We start from the raw sequence: 21,445 nt of genomic DNA on the forward strand, positions 1-21,445 counted from the left end.
TCGGCCGATATGCGGCCGATTTTTTTTAATTCCAGAACTATCTGTCAGCCGCCAAACTTGTCGAATATAGTCGCTATATGTCATAATATAACTAGATTCAGAGAATAGACGAGCAAGTCCGGAAAGGGAGGGAAGCTTATGGCCATTCGGGTAATGACGGACGGAGGCGCGGATTATCCGGCGGAATGGAAGAAAGAAGGAGTCGTGCACTGTATCCCGCTGTATGTCACCTTCGGGGGTAAACGGTACGAGGATGTTCAGGGAGAACCTGATTTTTACGACATGATGAAAACGCATTCGGAGCTGCCCAAGACGGCCAGTCCGTCGCCGGAGGATTTTCTGCGCGCTTTTGCTTTATATCCGGATGACGATATCCTGCTTATTCTGCTTTCTTCTTCTCTCAGCAGCACCTATGCTCATGCCCGGCTCGCCAAGGAAATGGCGGAAGAAACCGGCGTGCGCTCGGGAAGAATCGAGGTTATTGATTCCCTGACGGCCTCGCTGGGCACGGGATTGCTGTTGTTTCGGGCTTTGGAGGACATACGGGCCGGCCATTCGTTCGACGACATCGTGCGCCGCAGCGGCAGCCGGGTTAAACATACGCGAACCGTTTTTTATCTCGATACGCTGGAGAATGTGATCAAGGGAGGAAGGCTGGATCGCACCAAAGGAACGATCGCTTCGGTCTTGAGCATCAAGCTTGTCATGCAAGCGAGCGAGGCCGGAGAAGTAGAGGTGACCGATAAAGTAAGAGGCCGTAAAAACGCGCTGATCCGGCTGATCGATAAGCTGGAGGACGCCCGGCACGGGCTGGAGGAGAAGGTGCTCGGCATCGCGCACAGCAACTGCCTGGAGGAAGCCGTTGCGTTGAAGGACCGCATTTTGCAGCGTTATCCGTTCCGTCACACGATCATTACGGACATGGGACCGGTCATCGGCACCTATGCGGGAGAACGGGGTTTGCTTGTTTGCTACAATTAATACGGGTCCGGGTTTCTGTTCTCCTGCATGTAAATGGAAGCAAGGAAGTTATGGGCCGCTTGCCGCGCTTGGCGGGCGGCTTTTCTTGAGTTCTGTCAGCAGGCGGACGCGGAATTCAGGCGGCTGGGCTGCATAAGCGGATGGACATTTCCAAATATTTATGTTATGAAAGAATGAGGCCGGACAAGAAGGACGGACGCATCATTTGAAGGAGGAATCAAGCATGTCCCGGCGATTTGTAATTGAAGCGGTATTGGTTGCCATATACGGAGAACTGATGGCGCCCAGTCAGCCCGTGGAGTATTTGATCCCATACCATACGATTATGGAGCTTTACGAGATGAAGGACAGCCCCGAGCCGGTCATGCCGGAAGCGGGCGACGATGCCCATGTTAAAGGGAAGATTGCAGAGCTGATCGCTTTCTTCGACGACTCGTTTAACAAAAAGAAGCTGGAACGCGCGCTCCAGGCGCCATGGCGGCTTAGCCCGCCGCTGCCGATCAACGAGCATGTGACCTTTACCGTGGTGAACGCGATGGAAAATGCCCAATACGGCGAAGCTATCGACCCGATCGAAACGGAGGTCATTCTCACTTCTCTGCGGGAGCAGGCGCCTGTTCTAACGGATCAGGTGGAATTTATGGATAAAATAATTCAGGCGGAAATTCCTGTGCAGGTATACGACGTTTATGATTTTGAGTTTGCCGTTGAACAGGGAATTACCGCAGACGATTGGATGACTCCCTGATCCGCTTGGCTTTATCCCCGGCTGTCCGGGGATTATTTTTTTTTCATTTACAGACATTGAGAGAAGGAGCGGGATCGAAATGGACGTCTATATCATTACGGGAACGACAAGGGGACTCGGCGCTGCGCTGGCTGCCGGATGCATCCGCCAAGGAGCGGCGGTGATCGGCATCTCCCGCTCGGATGACGGATCGCTCGGCGAGCTGGCTGCAGCCTCTTCCTCGCATGCAGGAGGGAACGGAGGAAGCTTCGTCTTCGTCCAAACCGATCTGCAGCGCACCGAGCTGCTCCCGCAGCGGCTGGAGGAGGCGCTGGGCCGTCTCCCGATAACGGCCGCCACGCGGATGACCCTGATACATAACGCAGGCATACTCGGGCCGATCGGACCGCTGGAGCAAGCGGGCGAGCAGGAGCTGTCCGCCCATCTGGCAGTAAATCTGACGGCGCCGCTCGTGCTCAGCTCGGCCTTTATCCGTTTGACGGAGCCTTATCGGGACAGCGCCGAGAGGGCGATCGTCAGCATTTCCTCCGGTGCGGGCCGCAAGCCGTACGCCGGCTGGGCCGTCTACTGCACGGCCAAGGCAGGTCTTGACATGATGAGCCGAAGCATAGCTGCCGAGCAGGGGGAGAAGCCTGGGGCGGTCCGATGCCTGTCCATCGCTCCGGGCGTCATCGATACCGGAATGCAGGAACAGATTCGAGCTGCGGATGAAGAAGACTTTCCGTCCAAGAGTAGATTCGTAGACCTGAAGGCCGGCGGGCTGCTGCAAACTCCCGAGGAGACTGCCGATAGACTCATCCGGTTCATCCGATCGGGAGACTGGCGGCAGGGAGATGTGCTGGATCTGCGGGATATTCCTGCGGAAGACTGACGATCGCCGGGGCGTTCCCGGATAAACATTCGGGACTCACGCTTGCACGGGAATCGCATGTTCTTCCGCTCAAGGGTTTTCAGGCGATGCGGCGGCGCTGGAGCGCAGCTTTTGCTGCAGTCCGGATATCGTCAAATCGTTGTAAGCGGCAAAGCCGTTCTGCTTGAGAGCGATCAGCTTGCCGTCCAGCACCGGGTATAGCGCCTGCCAGCCATTTAGCAGCGCATAGAGATCTGTACCGGGAATTCGGCGAAGGAAGAAGACATACTCTCCTTCAGCCAGCGGTCCTGTATACGTAAGGTTCAGCGGATCAGAAGCCGGAGGCAGCGGCTCGATCCCGTCCGTGACCAGTTTGACGGCAGAAGGCGCGGAAGCGCCTCCGCCGCGCAATACGGTGCGGACGACGATCGTCTGCACGTAATGATACAGTTCTCCGGCCCCGATCCTGGCCCCTGCGGGATACGCCGATACCTGGCTCTGCAGATGGCCGAAGACGATCAAATCAGCTTGGCGGGCCAAGGCTTCAGCCGTTGGAATGGCCTCATGGGGCAGGCGCAGCCGCTTCAGGCGTTCAGCGAGCGGATCGCTCGGAGACGCCGGGGAAAGCGCCGGAGCGGCCTGCCAGGCTCGCTCGGCTGTCTGCGTTTGCTGTGGCCGGACCTGCTCAGCCTGACGGGAGCTGCCCGTCTCCGCTCCCATCATCAGTATGCCAACGGCGGCGGCGGCTCCGAAAGCGGTGAGCCGAGGCGTCCGTTTGTTTTGCTTCATAGCTTAAGCATCTCCTTGGCAAATGTCATTTCCCTTATTGTTCCAAGCCCATGCCGGACTTTATACCGGCTTATCCCGAACCCGGCAAAGGAGAATGCGCAGATGTTTGACCCGACGATTTTCGATAACTTGAAAGTAGTGATGGAAGGCAGGCTGTATGACCTGGACGCCGAGGGAAGCATCCGCATAACCGGACGCGAGGATCTGATCGATCTTGCCGCGCTGTCGCGCACGTTCCGGATGACCATCCAGCCTGCACGTGGGCGCTGCTCGGCCGTTGTGACCTTGACCAGCGGACTGACGGACTTCGCCATGGAGCGGCGTATTGCCCGTCCGGCGGAGCTTCGCTGCGGCGCCGAGCTGCAGCTGGCCTTGGAGCTGCCGGCGTCGTACCAGCCTTACTCCGGCGCTCTGCACGATTATTTGACCCGGCTATGGGGGGAAGAAGCGGATATCCGGCACACGCTGTCCGTCCCACTGCTCCCAAGCCAGGGAGGAGCGCAGCTATGGGCTGCCGACGCACCCGACATGTACCGGATCGTTATCCGCTTCGCCCGTAAAATCGACGAAAGCCATATCGAGGACCTGGAGCAGTGGCTGGATATTGCGGCGATGGGCCTGGCTCATGTGGAAGAGCGTAGAAATTTGGAGTGACCGGAGTCGGCGTCCGGCTTTGTAGCTTGGGTTGGACATCCGGTTGAGCTGCGATCTCCGGGACGGGCTAGACGACTTTTCTTGACAAGCGGAGTTTATATGTCATACTGACATTATCAAACAGCGAGAAGTATGGAGGGGTTGGCATGCTGGACGATCATACAAGTTACTCGTCAGAGCGGTACCGGACGCCTGACGGCGCGCCGGCAGATATCGTCATCTTTACGATTACGTCCCGGGAGAAGCAAAGCGGAAAAAAGGCGCTGCCGGAGCGAAGGCTGGAGGTGCTGCTGATCCAGCGGAAAAACGAGCCTTTCCAAGGGCAATGGGCGCTCCCCGGCGGGTTTTCAAGTCCGGACGAGTCGCTCCATGACTGTGCGAGACGGGAGCTTCAAGAAGAGACGGGCATTGCCGAGGTGCATCTGGAGTATTTCGGCGTATATAGCGAACCAGGCCGCGATCCCCGCGGATGGATGATCTCCCATGCGTACTTTGCCCTGGTGAAGGAGGAGGCGCTGGCGGAACGCCGGGCTGCGGATGATGCGGCGGATGTGCGTCTGTTCCCGGTCGCGGACCTGCCGGCTCTGCCGCTTGCGTTCGATCATCATCAGATCATAGGCGACGCGCTGCAGCAGATTCGCCGGAGCATGATGACGACGACGATCGCCAAGGAATTTCTCCCCGCGGAATTTACGCTCAGCGAGCTGTACCAGATCATTCAGACGGTCGTACCCGAATTCGAGGAAAAAAACTTTATCCGCAAAGTAACTTCCACCCAAAGCCGCAAGGGCATTCTGGAGGCAGTCCGCGAGCCCGACGGCACTCCTCGGATGTCGAATCGTTACTCTCAGCGGGCGGCGCAGCTGTATCGGTTTACCGATGTGGTGCCGTCGCTGTCTATATACGGATGATAATGGTGTTGATCGACATCATCGGCTTGATTTACATGGTTGTCGATAAAGATCAAGTCAAACGTGGAATGGTTTATGTCATCGTTTGGACTATCCTCACGATCTTCTGGTTATTTAGAGTTCGTTCATGGATCAAGGAAGGACGATTATAAAGCAAGCAGCGCCCGCCTCTGGCAAGACAAATCCAGGGCGGGCGCTGCTATGTCGAATCCGTTCGCCAGAGCGAACGACCGCTAGCTGCGGGAAGCGAATTCGCGAATCATCTGCTCGGTGACCGTCGTACGGGTGGGGGAAATGCCCTGCTGCGCATGCTCGTTGATCAGCGCCGTCCAGACGTTGATCGGCTCGACGGAAACAGGCCGGCCGGCGCGGCAATCGTCCAGCGCTCGGTCAATCGCGCGCTCTCTGGCTTCCTCCAGCTCGAGGAAGCGCTGCAGATGGGCATGCTGTTTCGAAGTGTGCGCGGTGATGGCTTCGTGTACGTTCATTAGACTGCTCCTTCTCTTCATGCTTTTCCATGAAATTCATGATACACTATCCGGGGCAAAACTGACAATGACAGGAACGGGTGAACATCAGATGAAGCTGGAGAAAATTTTGTTGACCGGCAGACTGTATGCCGAGCTAGGGCAGCGGCTGGCCGGCTCCATAGATGCCGAGCTGCGCTGCCTTCCGGAAGCGGAAGTGGGGGAGACAGACCTTGCCTGGGCAGACGCCTATGTCGGATTCAGGCCGGTTCCGGGCTTCCGCGCGGACCGGTTCCGCTGGGTGCATGCGCTGGGTGCGGGTGTAGATGCTTACCTCCACCGCCGGCAGTGGAACCCTGCGACAATATTGACAAGGACAACAGGCGAATTTGGCCGCAAGATAGCCGAATATTGCCTGGGCTATATGCTCGCCGACGCTCAGCATCATGAGTCGTTCAGGAAAGACCAGGCCGCGCGGCAATGGCGGCCGAAGCCTGCCGCTGCGCTAACGGGTCAATCGGTTGTCGTGTTCGGTACCGGAGCAATTGGCGGAACGGTTGCTGCCGTACTTCGCGCGCTTGGCGTCACTGTATGGGGCGTTTCGCTCAGCGGTACTCCACATGCGGGCTTCGATGGAACGTCCACCCTGGAACAGGCGGACAGCGTCCTTGGGCGCGCGGATTGGCTCATCAATACGCTGCCGTTGACTGAGCGTACGGAAGCTTTATTCGATGAACGCCTATTCCGGAAGCTGAAGCGCGGAAGCGCGCTCATCCATGTGGGGCGGGGAGCCAGTCTAGTGGAAGAGGCGCTTATCCGCGCCCTGGACGAGGGTCGGGTACGCAAAGCGGTTCTGGACGTTTTCAGCGCAGAGCCGCTCCCGGCAAATTCTCTCCTGTGGGACAGACGGGAGGTATGGATTACGCCGCATATCGCGGCGGTGACGGATGCTGGAGAGGCCGCCGAAGAGCTGCTTGCCACGTGGCGGCTGCTTCAGCAGGGAGAGACCGAGCTCCCGAATCGGGTGCGGATCGAACGAGGGTATTAGCACAATATCTTGAGAAACAGGGGGCCGAAGGATGGAGCAAGAGCTGTTTGATATTTTCGACAGGCAAAGGAACCGGATCGGCACGGCAACGAGAGCGGAGGTTCATGCGAAGGGGTTGTGGCATCAGACCTTTCACTGCTGGATATGGACGGAAGGAAATGGAGGTCCTGAGGTGCTGGTGCAGCTGCGCCATCCGGAGAAAGATACGTTTCCGGGGCTGCTCGATATTTCATGTGCCGGGCATCTGCTGGCCGGGGAGAGCGCCGAAGACGGGGTGCGCGAGCTGGAAGAGGAGCTGGGATTGCAGGCAAGTTTCAGCGAGCTGAGTCCCGTCGGCATATTCACCGAGGAGGACATTATCGCTGCCGACTGCATAGACCGGGAATTTTGCCACATTTATCTGCTGCGCAGCGATTGGCCGCTTCACCGGTACTCCCTGCAGCCTGATGAAGTAACCGGCTTATACGCGTTTGGACTGGGCCAGCTCAGGCAGATTGCTGCCGGGACGTTTCAAGCAGCCGTGATCGAAGGCGTGAAGCTGGGACGGCAAGGCCAGTTGGAGGCGGATGCGCGGACCGTGTCTGCGGCCGACTTTGTGCCACATCCCGCAGCCTATTACGAGATGGTCGCGGATGCGGTCGAAGCCAAGCTGGCGGGGAAATAATGGCCGCCCGCTCCGTTCATTTCCCGGGTAAGCGCAGGAAATGATTTGTTTTCCGATTTTTCAGATATTTTCGACAAATAGAGATCTAATTGGGATAAAAAATAGGGCAATCTGTCAAATCCGGGGAAGAAGGGCCTCCCATTTTGACAAATTGCCCTTTGTTCGGTCTCAAGAAGCGCAAGCTTGGGTGATCGCTCGATTGCTTGGTAAACGCACGTCTTCTAAAAGAAGTTGTCGGGCGTTTATAGCCAGCCGCTATACGCTATACGGGTATGCTCCGGATCGACAGCTCGGCGGATACCGTCTCGCCTGGCGGTACAAAGACCAGCTCCTGCTTGTGATTGATTTCATCAGGCATCGACATCCAGGGCTCAACGCATATAAACGGCTTGCCTCGGACAGACCAGAGTACCACATACCGGAACGCGTCGCTGTAAGTCATCTCGACATGCTGCCGGCCTTTGAAGGTAACCCGGATGGACGGGTCCTTCGCATTTTGAAATACGACGGATTCCGGCAGCTTGTCCAGGTCGATCACATCAGCGTAGGGCTTGTGCTGGTAATCGTTGAAGTCGAACAGCTGATCCGCATCGGTCTCATAATGGACGGCCTTGGCATCGGCAAGGAAATACGGGTGAAATCCCGGGTACATCGGCATCGGCTTCTCCGAATGGTTGATGTAATCCTGCTCGATAGTCAGCTTGCCCTCCAGCAGCCGGTAAGTAAAACGCAGCTCGAAATCGAACGGGAACGCGGCAAGCGTCTGTTCATTGGCTCGAAGCGATACCACGATATATGCGCTGTGATCTGTGCCGGTCCGTTCGACCGTCCAAGCGTAATTGCGGGCGACCCCGTGGTTGTTGATCGCATAGCGCTGCCCTTCCCACTCATAGCCGCCGCTTGTGACGAAGCCGCTGACCGGAAACAGCACCGGAATGCCGCCGCGGATGTTCGCTTCCGGATCAAGCAAGGTGTCTCTCTCCAAGTAGAGCCGTTCTTCACCGGCTGTGCCGTAACTGGTTACGATTCCTCCGCGCTGCGGTACGATGCGAAACCAGGAATCGGTAGCCGGCTCCTTTAATTCGTAAACGGTGTACGTATCCTCATAAGTGCGAATCTCATAAGCGCTCATCCATTTATCCCTCCTTTATCTCCTCCCGTATCTTACCATATACGGTGGAAACCTTGTCAAACGCTGCATAATTTTCGGGTTCGGGAAGATACTGGAACCAGGCAGTCAAAAAAAGGTGGGATGAAGCAATGTGTGACCGATTTTCATTAACGACAACTGTACCTGATCTATGCGAGCGCTTCGCCTTGCATGATACGAGAGTGTCGCTGCGTCCGCGGCATGATTACAGCCCGAACCGCACGGTCCCCGTGATTGTAAACGACGGCGGCAAGCGGGCTCTGGAAGGGCACCGCTGGGGCTTGGTCCCGTTTTGGGCTAAGGATGCCGTATTGACGGACAGCGCCGAGATCCAGGACAAGCGGGAGTATCGCAAATTGTTCGCCAAGCATCGCTGCGTATTTCCTTGCGACAAGTTTTATGTGTACACGCAGGAAGGAAAACGCCAGCAGGTGTATGAGGCGGCGGCGGAGAATGGGGAGACGCTTGCGCTTGCCGGCTTTTATGAGATTTGGCTCGACAAGCAGGGCGGCGAATTCCGTACCTGCACGATGATGACGACCGTATCGAATCGGCTTCTCTACGCCTATACGGAACGGATGCCCGCGATCCTGAAGGGAAATGACTGGGACGAGTGGCTGAACGAAGAGCGCAACGGGGAACCGGATTATTTGCAAAGCCTGTTGACGCCTTTCCCGCCGGAGCTCATGCGTCTTCGGGCTGCATTGAACGAAGAGCTGGCGGAGCGCAGCGAAGCCGAAGAGGGCGGAGCAGACGGAGAAGAAAGCAAACCGGTTCGCGGCGTTTCGCTGCTGCTGTCTTCTCTAAGGAAATAGCGAGTGTTGCGAGCAAAACACCAACGCCGCCAAAAGCGGGTCATCAAGGCGGAGTACATCCGCCGGACGGCCTGCTTTTTTTAGATTTACTCCAGCGATAAGACGGGGTTAAATTTTCTTTCTGCTCGCAATAAGCTTCGGCTGAAACGCGAATGTTTCTCTTGCTCGTTGTTGCTTACCGCAAATCCTCGCGTAAACGTCAAACCCGCGGCCTCTTCAGCTAAGCCTACGGGGAGTGACCGTTTAGAAGTTTGTGGGGGCTCGGTAACAGCAGTTTGAGTTTGGCCATAAACCGGTTGATTTTTCATCCCATAAAGCGGATGCGTTTAACTCTAAGCCTGCCGGCGGTCTTGGAGCAGGCAGCCTGGCTGCGTTAAGCCCGCAGCCAACAGCCGGGTGACCCAAGCGCTTTCACAGCAGCGCGGCAATCCGCCCGAGTTGCTGTTCTCGCAGGATTAGGCTAAGATGAAAGTACGGTTACCCATGAGGAAGCGCACGCGAGGATTAATCTAATAGAGCGTGAATCATCTTTTTGGGTTGTACGTCCTGGTTGATAACATAATCCTTATTATGTTAACTTATTGGCAGACGGTCACAATGGAACAAATGATTGCGAATAAGTATAGGAACGACTTCCAAGGCATTTTGATGCTTGGGCGCTCTGAAGCTGCAAGAGCGTTTAAACGAACATAATTTAGGTTAATCCCTAAAGTAAGTATAAGGTTTGGAGGGAGTCACATGGAAAAGACGCTCCGTGCCCGATACGTGCTGCACAAACCGGTCTTGCCTGCCCGCAACGGCATGCTGTTCGCTGGAGAAGACTTATCCCTTCGCCGGGATATTGCTGTGTTCGTATCCGAACAGCCGAGCCGGATCGAGCAGCAGGCATATATGAGACTGCTTCAGGCCGTAGCGCATTATAATGACAGCCGGTTCCTGCACCTGCTTGATGTAGGCGTCGAAGAGCTGTCCATTTATGCTGTATTGAAGGCGTATCCGGGAGAACCGTTATCCTCTCAGCTCAAGGAAGGAAGACGGACTCCGCTTGAAGCGGCTGCAGCCGTATCCGAGCTTGGACAAGGCGTAAGCGAAGCGGCCGGCCGGGATATATCCGGATTCTCGGTGTTGGCGGACAACGTCTGGGTCGGCGATGACGGCGGATTGAAAATAGTGAATTATTGGGAGAAGGCTGAGCGGCAAAGACAGGGGGCTTACGGTCTCGCCGGGTTGTTTTATCAGCTTGTAACGGGAGGCGAAGCGATTCCGGCTGACGGCAAGGAGCGGCTTCGCGCTCTTCGGGCCGCGATAGAACCGCACGCTCGCGAAGAATGGACCGAGCGGCTCATCGCTCTGTTAAGCCGGGTATGGGAAGGCGGCGAAACGCTGCGGGGCATGGTCGATCAGCTTGCTGTGCTCGCAGGCAGTCCTCCGGTCGAGGAGCCTCCGAATCCATTATTAGCCCGGGCACAGGAGGAGGCTGAGCTTTCCGCTTCCCGTGCGCTGTCTTCGCTGCGCGAGGAGCTCGGGGCCGATACGGCGCGGCATGCGGGTTGGAGCCGTCCCGGACCCGACCGTGCCATGGAAGCTTCCGTGGAGGATAGCGAGGCCGCTGAGCCGGAAGAAAGCGAAGAGCAGCGGCCAATCGGCAGGCGGATTGTGCGTAAAACGTTCTTCGGCATCACCTTGGCCGGCGTGGCGCTGGCCAGCGCGGTGGGCGTGTTCTTCCTGTTCCTGGAGCTGGGAGCGCATCTCGGCAAGAAGCCGGCTTCGGCCGTTACGGAAGAAGCGGTCAAGCCTCAGCCGGCAGGCAGCCAACAGGCAACGGGCACTCCGTTAGTGAGCAGCAAGGTCACGGACCGGCAGCCTGAAGCCCCCGTTTTGCCTGCTAAGCCGCCGGAAGAGGAAAGAAAGGAAGAAACGGATGCAGTCGTAGAGGCTCCGGAGCTGGTCGGCTTAAATAAGCAGGAAGCGGAGAAGCGCGCGCTGGATTCCGGCTTGAAGTACGAATATTTTCTCGAGAAAAATCCGAACTCCGCCAATACGGTATTCCGCCAAAGCCCTGCGCCCGGCACGGTGCTTGCCAAGGGCGAGAGCGTGTCGTTTTGGATCAGCAAAGGACAGTAGCGGCATTTTTATACGAAAAGAAAGGACGGTCACCCTTCGGTGCCGTCCTTTTGCTTGTCGATCGCCTCGGACATCGTCTTGTCGGTCAGATGAGCGTAGATCTGGGTCGTCTCCGGAGAGGCGTGGCCCAGCTGCTCTTGGGTTCTGTACAGATCGTTGCGCAAATAATAATCCGTCGCAAAGGAATGGCGAAGCTTGTGAACGGATAAATAAGGCTTGCCGAACCGTTTGGCGTACTTGACGACCATCTCTTGGATGGCGCGCTTCGTCATCCGCTCGCCTTCCTTCTTGCCATTGGCGACGGCCAGAAACAAAGCTTTCTCGCGTTTGGGCGCTTTATACGTCGCGGCGCGCAGTTCCATGTAACGGGTCAGCTCGTCAACCGCATCCTGACGGAAATAGACGGGCGTTTTGAACGTCTCGTCATTTTTGCCTTTTCGAAATACATACAGCAGCTTCTTCTTCATATCGACGTCTTCGATATTCAAATTTACGACCTCCGACACCCGGAGTCCCGAATTCAGGATCAGGCTGACGATGCAGACATCTCGCGTTTTATTGATTTCATAGGCATAGGTCGCCTGCTTGTTATTGCTCACATCCTGCCCGTAGCCGGCTTTAATATAGTCGATGAACTCGCTGATCTCCGCTTCCTGCAGCAGCTTCCCTTCCAGCTTGGCCGCCGTATCCTTGGGCTTGTGCGTGCGCTTGATTTCGACCTTGGCCATTACGTTGCGTTTCAGCAGCGGATAGAAGTTTTCGTCCTCGGCAATCTGGCTCAAATAATGAAATAACGAGCGAAGGGAGGACAGCTTGCGCGAGATCGTAGTTCTTGTGTTCGCCTGGGTTTTGCGCATGGAAAGAAACATCTTGAAGTGATCGATGCTTTCCATATGGAGCTTCTCCAGCGCCGTAATCGGGATATCCTGAATGCGGGAGGCGCCTTCGGCCAAACCTTCAGCCAGCATCCACCCGAAAAACGCTTCGTAGTCTCTGGCATATTCGAGCAGCGATGAAGGGGACAGATCAGGCAGCTTGTAGTTCATAAATTTTTCGACATACCACGGCATCTGCGGAATTTTTTTCTCCAGCTCCAGCCTATCTTTGGCTTTGATCACATTCATCTTGCTCACTCCTTGGCTGTGACAGGTTATTAGTTAACATAATATTTATTATGTAATCAATTAATAAAATCCCACTTTTTTCTTTAGCTTATTATACTATATCGTATATCAAATACGCTGCTCAATCTAAAGAAGCAGCAGATCAAAGAAAAGATTGAGGAAAACGGCAGGACAAAAATCTTGCAAACTTGACTAGCTCACAAACAAAATCTATAATGTCCATGTATAAAGCAAACGGATGTAAGAGGTGTTTGTAATGGAAGTGAGTGAGCTGTTTTGGAGCGCCTCTTTGGAGGAGTTAAAGCAAGGGTATGTCCAAAAAGAGGATCAATTCATCTGTCTGCTCTGCGGAAGCAGCTGTGTGCGGGGGATTATATATCCGGTCGACGGGCTGCTTTACGAAGCGGAGCGATATATACGACTGCATATCCGGATCGCGCATCAGTCGGTCTTTGACTACTTGATTCAGCTGGACAAGAAGCTGACGGGCTTAACGGAGCATCAGAACAGTCTGCTGCGTTTATTTTACCAGGAGCGCACGGATGCGCAGATTCAGCAAGAGCTAGGCATCGGAAGCGCGTCAACCATCCGCAATCATCGCTTTGTGCTGAAAGAGAAGGAGCGTCAGTCCAAGGTGTTCCTAGCGCTCATGGAGCTGCTGAAAGAGAAGGACCGGCATGCGCCGCGCTTCGTCGATGTGCATCAAACCGCCACGATGGTCGATGAACGTTACAATGTGACGGTGGAGGAACGGGACCGGATCGTAAACACCTATTTTCCGAACGGCAAGGACGGTCTGCTCAAAACATTCCCATCGAAGCAAAAAAACAAGCTGATCGTGCTTCGGGAGATTGCCGCTCGCTTCCGGCCCGGCCGCACGTACAGCGAACCGGAAGTGAACGAGATCCTGAAGCAAGCCCATGACGATTATGTCACCCTGCGCCGTTACCTGATCGAATACGGCTTCCTGAAGCGTCAGCCCGATGGAAGCGAGTATTGGCTTGCCTGACGGCAATCGACTTAAGAAAGGATGAAATGCCATGAGCAACAAGGACCGCAGAAAAGAGCTGCAGCAGCAATACCAGGAAGTGAAGATAGAAGCCGGTATCTATCGCATAAAGAATAACAAAAACGGAAAAATATTTATTGACGGAAGTCCCAATCTTCGCAATCTGAATGGGGTGCGATTTTCCCTGAATGCCGGCTCGCATATGAATAAAGAGCTGCAGAAAGACTGGAGCGCTTTGGGCGAGGAAGCATTCGATTTTGATGTACTCGAAATTGTGGAGAAAAAAGACAACCCTTTCTTCAATATGAAGGATGAACTGAAGAAATTGGAAGCAAAATGGCTTGAAAAGCTGCAGCCCTACGGTGAGCAAGGTTATAATATACTTCGTTAATATTTAATTGCATGAATAATTAATTGCATGAATCGGTCAGGAAAGGACAGCTATGATTAGATCTGCGCAAATGTCAGACAGCCGCGAAGCTGCGCAATTGCTGGCGGTTATTGTCCGGGACATGGGACTTCCGTTTGTCGAGAAGCTGACGGAAGAAGAACTGCTCGCACTAATTGAAGAAGCTTACCTCGCCGAGGACAATCGGTTCAGCCTAGCCAACGTCCGCCTGCTTGAGCTTGACGGACGCGTCGCCGGAATAGCCTTGGTCTATCCGGGCTCCGAGGCCGCGAGATTGGACCGGCATTTATCCGAGCTGATCGCCGCCAGATATCCTGGCGAAGAGGTCGTTTTCGACCGGGAAGCCGAAGAGGATGAGCTGTACATCGATTCCTTGTGCGTATTTCCCCAATTCCGGGGCCAAGGGGTGGGCACGCGTCTGCTCGAAGCCGTCATCGCGGAAGCGGGAGCAGCCGGATGGAGCAAGCTTTCGCTGAATGTCGAGCAGTTTAACGTTAATGCCCGCCGGCTGTATGAGCGTATGGGCTTTAGCGTCACCGGACAATTCGTCATCGCGAACCATGATTATTTCCATATGACGCTCTCATCGTCGTAAGTTGCCAGCCGAATTCATGAATGTCACAGCTTGGACATGCTTATAGCCCCATTGAGTCATCACGATGCTCCGGAAAAAGGGTACAATGAAGCTACAACAGCTTGTATCCCTCAACGGAAGGAGTTTGGCTTGTGAAATGAAACGGATATGGATCAGCCTCTGTCTCAGCTTGTGCGTCATGCTCGCTTTAACCGCCTGCTCGTCCTCCAATCAGGGGCAGGACCCTGCCAGTGTGAAGGTCGAACTGACGACCGACCCGGCAGCGCCCCCTGCCGCACGCGAGGTTGCGCTGACCGCCCAGGTTAGCGGGCTGGTGAAGGAGGAGGGCGCGAACGTTCAGTTCGACATCCGCGGCGAAAACAAAAATGCGCTGCCCGAGGTCGTGACCGCCGAACCCGCCGGCGGCGGAGCGTATGTGTATAAGAAAACATTCGATAAAGCCGGCGTCTACACGATATATATCCACATCTACCAAGGCGATCTCCACGTTACCAAGAAGAAAACGGTGACCGTCTCCTAAGGTCAGCTTGGCGGATCTCCTTCAGCCCATACTCCGCGTACGATGCGCGGAGATGGGCTGTTTGGCGTAGTCTTTTAGCTGCGGGACCCTATTTTCCCGAAATAATGCGGATAAAACCGGTTCAAGGGCTTTTCTCGATAAGGAAATCAGTTAAAATAAGGATTGTACTTGATTATCCACGGGTAAATAGAAGGAAAAGCATCGACCGATAGCTAGGAGGTAACTCGGTGGAGATTTACCAAGAAACGGATAATAGTCTATATGAACAACTATTCCGGCTTTCCTCAACAGGAATGGCTGTATTTTCGATAAAAGAAGGACTCGTAAGACAAGCAAATGCTTCGCTGGCCAACTTCTTCGCTATTCGCGAGGAGGCGTGCAAGGGACATGGCTTCTGGGCGTTGTGGCATCCGGATAACCGGGCGGAGTACGAACGGTCCTGGCATGCATGGTCCAAGGGAGCTTCTTCCTCTGACACTTATTATGCTGAGCTGCGCGGGCTGAGGGCGGACGGGATCGTGTGGGGCGATGTCCGCATCCGGATACTGCCGGCGGAGCAAGGGGGGGAGGCTCCCGAGTGGGCTTATGCGGAGCTTGTGGACAAGACCGGGCTCAAGGCGCTGGAGCGGTGGAAAGAGGAGCATCAGGATCTTCATCAATTGCTGACGCGCAATACGCAGGATTTGGTTTCCTTCAGCAATGCCGAAGGGGAGATCCTGTATATCTCTGAATCCTGCTTCAGCGTTCTGGGCTACGAGCCGGAGGAAATGATCGGGCATAACCGCAGAGAGTTTTATCATCCGTCCGATGCAGACGATATGGGCCAGGCCAACAGGCTTTATTCGGATCAAGAACGGTTTACAAGACGGCTGCGGCACAAGAACGGGCATTACTTGTGGATGGAAACTTCGTTCCAGATCATCAGAGATGCCCAGGGTCAAGTGGAGAAGGTGCTGACCATGGGACGGGATGTGACCGAGCAGAAGAAGCAAGCGGATATAATGCTCGCCGCTCAGCGGATCGCTCGCTTGGGCAGCTGCGAATGGGATATCCAGCAGGGGAAGTTTACTTACTCGGAGGAAGCGAAGCGCATATTCGGACTGTCCTCCGATGATTGTTCCGACGGATTTCCGGAGTACATCCACCCGGAAGACCGCGCCAAAGTTTGCAGAGTGGTGAATGAGGCCATCCGCGCCGGACAATCGGGCGAGCTGGTATTTCGCCTTCTGCCGCCCGGTCAATCGGTACGCTATGTGAATACCCAATGGGAGGTTGCTCTGGATAAGAAGGGACAAACGGTGCAGGTTCTGGGCTTCGTACAGGATATTACCGACAGCATGCTGATGCAGGAGCGGCTGCGCAACAGCGAGAAGCATTACCGGCTTATTTCGGAGACATCGCTGGACTTTATTTCCCGGCATGCCGGCGATGAAGCTGGCACCTTCCTGTATGCCTCTCCCGTATGCCGGACCATGCTCGGCTACGAGCCGGAGGAGATGATCGGGCGGTCGGGGCTTGAGTTTATACATCCGGATGATGTGAAAAGGGTGCGCCGGCTGCTGAAGGAGATTCAGAGCCGTGGCGGCACAGAGGCGTTCACTTTCCGGTTCCGGCGGAAAGACGGCAGCTATATTCATTTCGAAACCGTATGCCGTTATCTGGAGGATGCCGATACGCAAAATCGGGAGATCATCGCCATCTCGCGCGACAGTACGGAGCGCCTCATGGCCGAGGAACGATTGAAGGAAAGCAAAAGCCGGTACAAGTCTCTGTTCGAATACAATCCGGCAGCGGTCTACTCGATGGATCTGGAAGGCAATTATTTGACGGCCAATGCGAATCTGGAGAAGCTGACCGGCTATACGCATGACGAATTGATCGGGATGTACTTCGGACCTCTCGTATCGGAGAAGGATATGGCCAAGACGCTGTATCATTTCAACCTGGCTCGCCAAGGCTATCCGCAAAATTATGAGATTACGATTATTCACCGCGACGGATATCCTGTCGAAATCAGCGTGGCGAATATTCCGATCATTATCGATGATCAGGTCGTCGGAGTGTATGGCATCTCCAGCGATATTACGGAGCGCAAGCGGTACATGGAGCAGGTGGAGAAGCTCAGCTACGAGCATGGAATGATTCTCAATGCCGTATCGGAAGGCATCTTCGGCATGGATATGTCGGGGAGAACGACCTTCCTGAATCCCGCCGGCGCCGCGCTGCTCGGATACTCCAGTGCGGAGATGATCGGCCACTGCTATCTGGACGCGATTCAGCAGACCCGCGGGGACGGGACCCAGTATGCGGCCGGGGAAGCCCCGATCTTCCTGGCACTCAAGGAAGGGCGAACCTATGAGAACAAAGAGGCCGTGTTCTGGCGCAAGGACGGCACAAGCTTCCTTGTGGAGTACCGGGTAACGCCGCTGGTGGATAATGACGTGACGGTAGGAGCGGTCGTGGTCTTCCGCGACATGACCGATGAGAAGGAGATTATCCGGGCCAAGGAATTTGCCGAACAGGCGGATAGAGCCAAGTCTGAATTTCTGGCGATCATGAGTCATGAGCTTCGAACTCCGATGAACGGCATTATCGGGATGAACAGCCTGCTGGCCGAAACTTCGCTGACAGACGAGCAGCGCAGCTACACGGAGATTATTAACGAGAGCAGCCAGGCTTTGCTGCATATTTTGAATGAAATTCTCGATTTCAGTAAAATCGAAGCCGGCAAGATGACGCTCAATCTGGAGCCGGTCGATGTACGCCAGGTCGTTAAGGGCGTGATGGAGCTGTTCGCTGTCAAAATAACGGAGAAACGGCTGAGTCTGACCTGGGAGCTGGACCCTCTGCTTCCCGAACTCATCATCACCGATGAGCTGCGGCTCAGACAAGTGCTGGTCAACTTGATCGGCAATGCCGTGAAATTTACGGAGCAGGGCACGATCTTCTTGCAAGTGATCGCTAGGCCAGAGCCAGCCACAGGCCAGTTATTGCTGCATTTCACGATCAAGGACTCCGGAATCGGGATTCCGTTCGATCGTCAGGGCCAGCTGTTCCAATCCTTCTCTCAGCTGCATCCGTCCATTAACCGCAAATACGGCGGAACCGGACTGGGACTTGCCATCAGCAAGAAGCTGGTCGAGCTGATGGGAGGAAGCATCGGGGTGGAGAGCCAGAGGGGAGAAGGGGCAACCTTTTTCTTCACGATCCAGGCTGCTCTTCCTCAGACGGACAGCGCTGAGGCTGCCTTTGGCCGCGCTTTGAGCCAACACGACGCCTCGGCCGGCGATTATGCGCTGCCCCCCGCCCAATTCGGGCCCATCCGGCTATTGATAGCCGAAGATCATCCGGTCAATCTGAAGCTGTGGACCGCTATCCTGAAGAAGCGGGGATATGTGGCAGACCTGGTGGAAAACGGGGAAGACGCCGTTCGTGCCGTGCTCGGCGGGAGCTACGATATCGTATTTATGGATGTCCAGATGCCGGTCAAGGATGGGATCGAAGCGACTCAGGAGATCCTGCGCCTGCTTCCCGAGTCAGCCTGTCCGGTTATTATCGCCGTGACCGCATTCGCACGCAGGGAGGACCGGGAATTATGTCTGGCTGCCGGCATGCATGATTTCATCAGCAAGCCGATTCTGCTGACAGAGGTTGACCGTGTTCTGCGGCGGTGGGCGCCGGCTTACAGGCGCGGTGGCTCCAGGATTACGGAAACATGATTGTCTATTTATGGAGGCGGATAACCGTTATGACCCTTAGCCCGAACCCGGCTCGTTCTTGGACCCACAGAGCAGTCGTTCATCTAAATGCAAGCCCGCAAAAATTTACCCGGGAGGGCGAGCGATGATGTCTGAGGAGCTGAAAAGGATGTGGAGCCCTGACAGCTATTTGGCGAAGCTGTATCGCGATACACTCGCTTCCAGCTTCGACGCCGCTTCTCAGCAGATTCCCTATGCCAAGAAGCAGCAGGAGCTCCGGCGCAGGCTGGCAAACGCCTTGGGCGGCGTGCCGGAGCAGGATGCCCCCCTGGAGCCCGAAACGCTGGAAAGGTTCGAGCATGAGGGACTTATCATCGAGAAGCTGGCTTATACGACCTGCGAGGGACTGCGTGTGCCGGCGTATGCGCTGTACCCGCGGGAACCCGGAGGCAAGCTCCCGGCCGTCTTGGCCTGCCATGGGCACGGTCCGGGGCAGCGCGCTGCCCTCGGCCTGAATGCGGACGGCACGTTCGCGCAGGAAGCGGGTATCCATAACCGCTTTGCAGTCGAGCTGGCGCGCCGGGGGATGTTCGTCCTTGTGCCGGAGCTGATCGGCTTCGGCGACCGTCGTCTGCAGGCCAGCGTCGATGCCAATCCGGAGGCGACGGATACGAGCTGCTTGCCGATCTCGCTCATGCTGCTGATGTGCGGGATGACGATCGCAGGACTGCGCGTGTATGAGGCGAAGCGGGGGCTGGATTATATTGCCGGCAGACCCGAGGTTGACGCAGGCTTGATCGGGACGCTCGGCTTCTCGGGCGGCGGGCTTGTCGCCTCGCATACGGCGGCGCTGGATGAGCGCATCCGCGCTGTCGTCCTGTGCGGCTACGCCAATACGTTCGAGAGCAGCATACTTAGCCGCCCGCACTGTCTGGATAATTATATCCCGGGTATCCTGCAGGTGGCCGAGCAGCCGGAGCTGCTCGGTCTCATAGCGCCGAGGCCGCTGTTTATCGAGTCCGGTACGGAGGATCTCGTCTTTCCCGTGGAAGCGGCACGCGAGGCGTTGGGCAGGCTGGGCGCCATTTACCGGCTCACAGGGGCGGAGGACCACCTGCAATCGGATCTTTTTCCAGGGAAGCATGAGATTTCCGGCCGCCGTTCCTGGGACTGGCTGAAGCAGCAGCTCACATCGCAGAAGTGAACGTTCGGCATAAAAGCGAGCGAATTAGCCGTGAGCATGCGTACGATTCAAGTAAGGAAAGACGGGACCTGGCGTACACCGGGGGAGAGATCGGCGCCTTCCAAATCGCCGATTTAAGGTGAGGCCGAAGATTTCTGCATGGAGAAGCGGACCTTCCGGCTTCGGTGAGGAGATAGGACAGGGGCAGCTTTTTACACGGCTGGCGACCGGACCGTTCGCCTCATTCGACCTGTTTAAGCCAGCCAGCCTCCGGTTAATAAAGGTTATCGGTTCATCGAAACAGGAGGCGATATCCATGATCAACAATGAATATAAAAATGAAGATCTGAAAACCGTAAAGGAACATGAGAAATTTGCGGAGAAAAAAGGATCGGACAAGCCGATCAGCGAAGTCATAAATGGCTCTATGGCTCCTGATCTGGAGGAGGTTAAACGTCTTGGCGAGGATATGAAGGAGGTCAAGACGGAAGGAGAGCTGGCACAGGAAGGATTAGTACCCGACCCGATTCAGCGGGATTAAAGGAAGAGCTTGTTCGTCGGCGAACAGACGGTTGTTTCCCATCGTATTGGGGAGCAGCCGTTTTTTTGCTTGTCCGCGCCTGGAACTGCCTGGAAGCTTCGATTTATGATACAATATGCGGAAATCCGCAGGAAAAATGAGTTGGGATGATGAGAGTGAGTATAAATGATTTGTATGACGCCTATAAACCGTTGTTGAACGGCATCGCTTACCGAATGACAGGCTCTTTAACGGATGCCGAGGATATGGTGCAGGATGTGTTTGCCGAGCTGGAGACCATGCGTGTCGAGCATATCAGGAATATGAAGGGCTATTTGGTAAAAATGGTCACCAACCGGTGTTTGAATTTGCTGAAATCAGCCCGCCGAACGCGCGAGGTTTATACCGGTCCCTGGCTTCCGGAGCCTGAGGTGCGCGATGCGGCTGGAACTCCGGAGGAGTTGGCGGTGCGGGCGGAAACGATATCCTATGCGCTTCTCGTCCTCCTGGAGCAGCTATCGCCCATGGAGAGAGCTGTCTTCATCCTTCGGGAATCGCTGGACTATGATTACCGGGACATTGCGGAGCTGCTGGGCAAAAGCAATGAAAGCTGCCGGAAGCTGCACAGCCGGGGGAAACAGAAAATCAACCGCGGACGAATTCAGAGGAAAAAAGAGGAAACGGCGGGCGAACGGGAAGCTCCGATTGCGCTGCCGATCGAGGACATCAGCGCCGATAGCACGCACGCCATGCAAGCGGAGGTGCTTGCCCGCTCCTTTATGAACGCCGCCCTTACCGGTAATTTCGAGCCATTCGTCCGGATGCTGGCGGATGAGGCGCGATTGTACATGGACGGCGGCGGCAAGGTGCGAGCAGCCGTCTTCCCGATTATCGGCAGCGCAAGAATCCTTGCTTTTCTCCAAGGGATTGCCCCCAAAAGTCTGCGGTCCCAAAATCAGCTGCTTGTCAACGTTAATGGCCAGCCGGGGCTTTTGCTTATGAGGGACGGTGAACTTTTCGGAATCTTGTCCTTTCAGTTTGATAGCCACTCCCGTCCTGTCCGATTATACATGATTACGAATCCGGATAAGCTGAAGCCTATTGCCTGGAATCAATCTGAATTGAGCAATTGTGTCACAAAACACGTCCCTTAGTTGTCTTATAGACGTACCAAGTAGAGAACAAG

21 protein-coding genes are annotated in these 21,445 nt (G+C 55.4%); 17 read left to right on the top strand and 4 right to left on the bottom strand.

The features are described 5' to 3' along the window. Positions 1-138 precede the first annotated feature (138 nt). The 3 genes from BLR08_RS06360 (at position 139) to BLR08_RS06370 (ending at position 2,600) form a co-directional block, all read left to right on the top strand. Positions 139-981: a DegV family protein gene (locus BLR08_RS06360; protein ID WP_072327358.1), complete on the top strand. Its 843-nt coding sequence runs from the start codon at positions 139-141 to the stop codon at positions 979-981. Between the two features lie 223 nt (positions 982-1,204). Further along, on the top strand, positions 1,205-1,729 hold the full coding sequence (locus tag BLR08_RS06365; protein ID WP_072327357.1) for an ADP-heptose synthase: 525 nt from the start codon (positions 1,205-1,207) through the stop codon (positions 1,727-1,729). A 79-nt stretch (positions 1,730-1,808) separates the two neighbouring features. Continuing rightward, complete coding sequence (locus tag BLR08_RS06370; protein WP_072327356.1) at positions 1,809-2,600, top strand: SDR family NAD(P)-dependent oxidoreductase; 792 nt, start codon at positions 1,809-1,811, stop codon at positions 2,598-2,600. Between the two features lie 69 nt (positions 2,601-2,669). Here BLR08_RS06370 and BLR08_RS06375 read toward each other — a convergent pair whose 3' ends face one another. Beyond that, on the bottom strand, positions 2,670-3,368 hold the full coding sequence (locus BLR08_RS06375; RefSeq protein ID WP_072327355.1) for a hypothetical protein: 699 nt from the start codon (positions 3,366-3,368) through the stop codon (positions 2,670-2,672). Positions 3,369-3,470: 102 nt separating this feature from the next. Between BLR08_RS06375 and BLR08_RS06380 the strand changes: the two genes are divergently transcribed. Further along, complete coding sequence (locus BLR08_RS06380) at positions 3,471-4,022, top strand: hypothetical protein (RefSeq protein ID WP_072327354.1); 552 nt, start codon at positions 3,471-3,473, stop codon at positions 4,020-4,022. 146 nt (positions 4,023-4,168) lie between these two features. Beyond that, positions 4,169-4,933, top strand: a complete 765-nt coding sequence (locus tag BLR08_RS06385; protein WP_072327353.1) for an NUDIX domain-containing protein — start codon at positions 4,169-4,171, stop codon at positions 4,931-4,933. 233 nt (positions 4,934-5,166) lie between these two features. On the opposite strand, the gene BLR08_RS06390 is transcribed toward BLR08_RS06385, so the two are convergent. Further along, the gene (locus BLR08_RS06390; protein ID WP_072327352.1) at positions 5,167-5,421 is read right to left on the bottom strand and encodes a DUF2533 family protein; all 255 of its coding nucleotides are present in this window, start codon (positions 5,419-5,421) and stop codon (positions 5,167-5,169) included. A gap of 91 nt (positions 5,422-5,512) precedes the next feature. Here BLR08_RS06390 and BLR08_RS06395 point away from each other — a divergent pair, with 91 nt between their 5' ends. Next, complete coding sequence (locus BLR08_RS06395) at positions 5,513-6,448, top strand: D-2-hydroxyacid dehydrogenase (protein WP_072327351.1); 936 nt, start codon at positions 5,513-5,515, stop codon at positions 6,446-6,448. A gap of 31 nt (positions 6,449-6,479) precedes the next feature. Continuing rightward, positions 6,480-7,112 (top strand): NUDIX hydrolase, encoded by a 633-nt coding sequence (locus BLR08_RS06400; protein ID WP_072327350.1) that lies wholly within the window; start codon positions 6,480-6,482, stop codon positions 7,110-7,112. Positions 7,113-7,374: 262 nt separating this feature from the next. Here BLR08_RS06400 and BLR08_RS06405 read toward each other — a convergent pair whose 3' ends face one another. Next, entirely contained in the window at positions 7,375-8,244 is an 870-nt protein-coding gene (locus BLR08_RS06405) for an aldose epimerase family protein (RefSeq protein ID WP_072327349.1), read from the bottom strand. Positions 8,245-8,372: 128 nt separating this feature from the next. On the opposite strand from BLR08_RS06405, the gene BLR08_RS06410 reads away from it, so the two are divergent. Together BLR08_RS06410 and BLR08_RS06415 are read left to right on the top strand one after the other, a co-directional pair. After that, the gene (locus tag BLR08_RS06410; protein ID WP_072327348.1) at positions 8,373-9,077 is read left to right on the top strand and encodes an SOS response-associated peptidase; all 705 of its coding nucleotides are present in this window, start codon (positions 8,373-8,375) and stop codon (positions 9,075-9,077) included. 738 nt (positions 9,078-9,815) lie between these two features. Next, positions 9,816-11,201: a PASTA domain-containing protein gene (locus BLR08_RS06415; RefSeq protein WP_072327347.1), complete on the top strand. Its 1,386-nt coding sequence runs from the start codon at positions 9,816-9,818 to the stop codon at positions 11,199-11,201. A gap of 29 nt (positions 11,202-11,230) precedes the next feature. Here BLR08_RS06415 and xerS read toward each other — a convergent pair whose 3' ends face one another. Then, positions 11,231-12,325 (bottom strand): tyrosine recombinase XerS, encoded by a 1,095-nt coding sequence (xerS, locus tag BLR08_RS06420; RefSeq protein ID WP_072327346.1) that lies wholly within the window; start codon positions 12,323-12,325, stop codon positions 11,231-11,233. Positions 12,326-12,581: 256 nt separating this feature from the next. Here xerS and BLR08_RS06425 point away from each other — a divergent pair, with 256 nt between their 5' ends. The 8 genes from BLR08_RS06425 to BLR08_RS06460 all read left to right on the top strand — a co-directional run bounded on the left by BLR08_RS06425 (position 12,582) and on the right by BLR08_RS06460 (position 21,413). Continuing rightward, positions 12,582-13,334: a DUF2087 domain-containing protein gene (locus BLR08_RS06425; protein WP_072327345.1), complete on the top strand. Its 753-nt coding sequence runs from the start codon at positions 12,582-12,584 to the stop codon at positions 13,332-13,334. Positions 13,335-13,365: 31 nt separating this feature from the next. Further along, positions 13,366-13,725, top strand: a complete 360-nt coding sequence (locus BLR08_RS06430) for a GIY-YIG nuclease family protein (RefSeq protein ID WP_072327344.1) — start codon at positions 13,366-13,368, stop codon at positions 13,723-13,725. Positions 13,726-13,777: 52 nt separating this feature from the next. Next, positions 13,778-14,338 carry a GNAT family N-acetyltransferase gene (locus BLR08_RS06435; protein ID WP_072327343.1) on the top strand — a complete coding sequence of 187 codons (561 nt, stop codon included), beginning with the start codon at positions 13,778-13,780 and terminating at the stop codon, positions 14,336-14,338. A 136-nt stretch (positions 14,339-14,474) separates the two neighbouring features. After that, positions 14,475-14,858 carry a hypothetical protein gene (locus tag BLR08_RS06440; protein ID WP_072327342.1) on the top strand — a complete coding sequence of 128 codons (384 nt, stop codon included), beginning with the start codon at positions 14,475-14,477 and terminating at the stop codon, positions 14,856-14,858. 227 nt (positions 14,859-15,085) lie between these two features. Beyond that, positions 15,086-18,577, top strand: a complete 3,492-nt coding sequence (locus BLR08_RS06445) for a PAS domain-containing hybrid sensor histidine kinase/response regulator (RefSeq protein ID WP_072327341.1) — start codon at positions 15,086-15,088, stop codon at positions 18,575-18,577. A 124-nt stretch (positions 18,578-18,701) separates the two neighbouring features. Continuing rightward, positions 18,702-19,760 carry an alpha/beta hydrolase family protein gene (locus tag BLR08_RS06450; RefSeq protein ID WP_256257318.1) on the top strand — a complete coding sequence of 353 codons (1,059 nt, stop codon included), beginning with the start codon at positions 18,702-18,704 and terminating at the stop codon, positions 19,758-19,760. Positions 19,761-20,055: 295 nt separating this feature from the next. Next, positions 20,056-20,280, top strand: a complete 225-nt coding sequence (locus BLR08_RS06455) for a hypothetical protein (RefSeq protein ID WP_072327340.1) — start codon at positions 20,056-20,058, stop codon at positions 20,278-20,280. 146 nt (positions 20,281-20,426) lie between these two features. Further along, positions 20,427-21,413, top strand: a complete 987-nt coding sequence (locus BLR08_RS06460) for a sigma-70 family RNA polymerase sigma factor (RefSeq protein WP_256257317.1) — start codon at positions 20,427-20,429, stop codon at positions 21,411-21,413. Positions 21,414-21,445: the final 32 nt, after the last annotated feature.

Source organism: Paenibacillus sp. cl123 (genome assembly GCF_900101595.1).
Classification (GTDB): domain Bacteria; phylum Bacillota; class Bacilli; order Paenibacillales; family NBRC-103111; genus Paenibacillus_G.

What these genes read in the sequence shown, in the direction of transcription:
- BLR08_RS06360 (WP_072327358.1), top strand. Translation starts at nt 139, where the DNA reads ATGGCCATTCGGGTAATGACGGACGGAGGCGCGGATTATCCGGCGGAA.
- BLR08_RS06365 (WP_072327357.1), top strand. Translation starts at nt 1,205, where the DNA reads ATGTCCCGGCGATTTGTAATTGAAGCGGTATTGGTTGCCATATACGGA.
- BLR08_RS06370 (WP_072327356.1), top strand. Translation starts at nt 1,809, where the DNA reads ATGGACGTCTATATCATTACGGGAACGACAAGGGGACTCGGCGCTGCG.
- BLR08_RS06375 (WP_072327355.1), bottom strand. Translation starts at nt 3,368, where the DNA reads ATGAAGCAAAACAAACGGACGCCTCGGCTCACCGCTTTCGGAGCCGCC.
- BLR08_RS06380 (WP_072327354.1), top strand. Translation starts at nt 3,471, where the DNA reads ATGTTTGACCCGACGATTTTCGATAACTTGAAAGTAGTGATGGAAGGC.
- BLR08_RS06385 (WP_072327353.1), top strand. Translation starts at nt 4,169, where the DNA reads ATGCTGGACGATCATACAAGTTACTCGTCAGAGCGGTACCGGACGCCT.
- BLR08_RS06390 (WP_072327352.1), bottom strand. Translation starts at nt 5,421, where the DNA reads ATGAACGTACACGAAGCCATCACCGCGCACACTTCGAAACAGCATGCC.
- BLR08_RS06395 (WP_072327351.1), top strand. Translation starts at nt 5,513, where the DNA reads ATGAAGCTGGAGAAAATTTTGTTGACCGGCAGACTGTATGCCGAGCTA.
- BLR08_RS06400 (WP_072327350.1), top strand. Translation starts at nt 6,480, where the DNA reads ATGGAGCAAGAGCTGTTTGATATTTTCGACAGGCAAAGGAACCGGATC.
- BLR08_RS06405 (WP_072327349.1), bottom strand. Translation starts at nt 8,244, where the DNA reads ATGAGCGCTTATGAGATTCGCACTTATGAGGATACGTACACCGTTTAC.
- BLR08_RS06410 (WP_072327348.1), top strand. Translation starts at nt 8,373, where the DNA reads ATGTGTGACCGATTTTCATTAACGACAACTGTACCTGATCTATGCGAG.
- BLR08_RS06415 (WP_072327347.1), top strand. Translation starts at nt 9,816, where the DNA reads ATGGAAAAGACGCTCCGTGCCCGATACGTGCTGCACAAACCGGTCTTG.
- xerS (WP_072327346.1), bottom strand. Translation starts at nt 12,325, where the DNA reads ATGAATGTGATCAAAGCCAAAGATAGGCTGGAGCTGGAGAAAAAAATT.
- BLR08_RS06425 (WP_072327345.1), top strand. Translation starts at nt 12,582, where the DNA reads ATGGAAGTGAGTGAGCTGTTTTGGAGCGCCTCTTTGGAGGAGTTAAAG.
- BLR08_RS06430 (WP_072327344.1), top strand. Translation starts at nt 13,366, where the DNA reads ATGAGCAACAAGGACCGCAGAAAAGAGCTGCAGCAGCAATACCAGGAA.
- BLR08_RS06435 (WP_072327343.1), top strand. Translation starts at nt 13,778, where the DNA reads ATGATTAGATCTGCGCAAATGTCAGACAGCCGCGAAGCTGCGCAATTG.
- BLR08_RS06440 (WP_072327342.1), top strand. Translation starts at nt 14,475, where the DNA reads ATGAAACGGATATGGATCAGCCTCTGTCTCAGCTTGTGCGTCATGCTC.
- BLR08_RS06450 (WP_256257318.1), top strand. Translation starts at nt 18,702, where the DNA reads ATGATGTCTGAGGAGCTGAAAAGGATGTGGAGCCCTGACAGCTATTTG.
- BLR08_RS06455 (WP_072327340.1), top strand. Translation starts at nt 20,056, where the DNA reads ATGATCAACAATGAATATAAAAATGAAGATCTGAAAACCGTAAAGGAA.
- BLR08_RS06460 (WP_256257317.1), top strand. Translation starts at nt 20,427, where the DNA reads ATGATGAGAGTGAGTATAAATGATTTGTATGACGCCTATAAACCGTTG.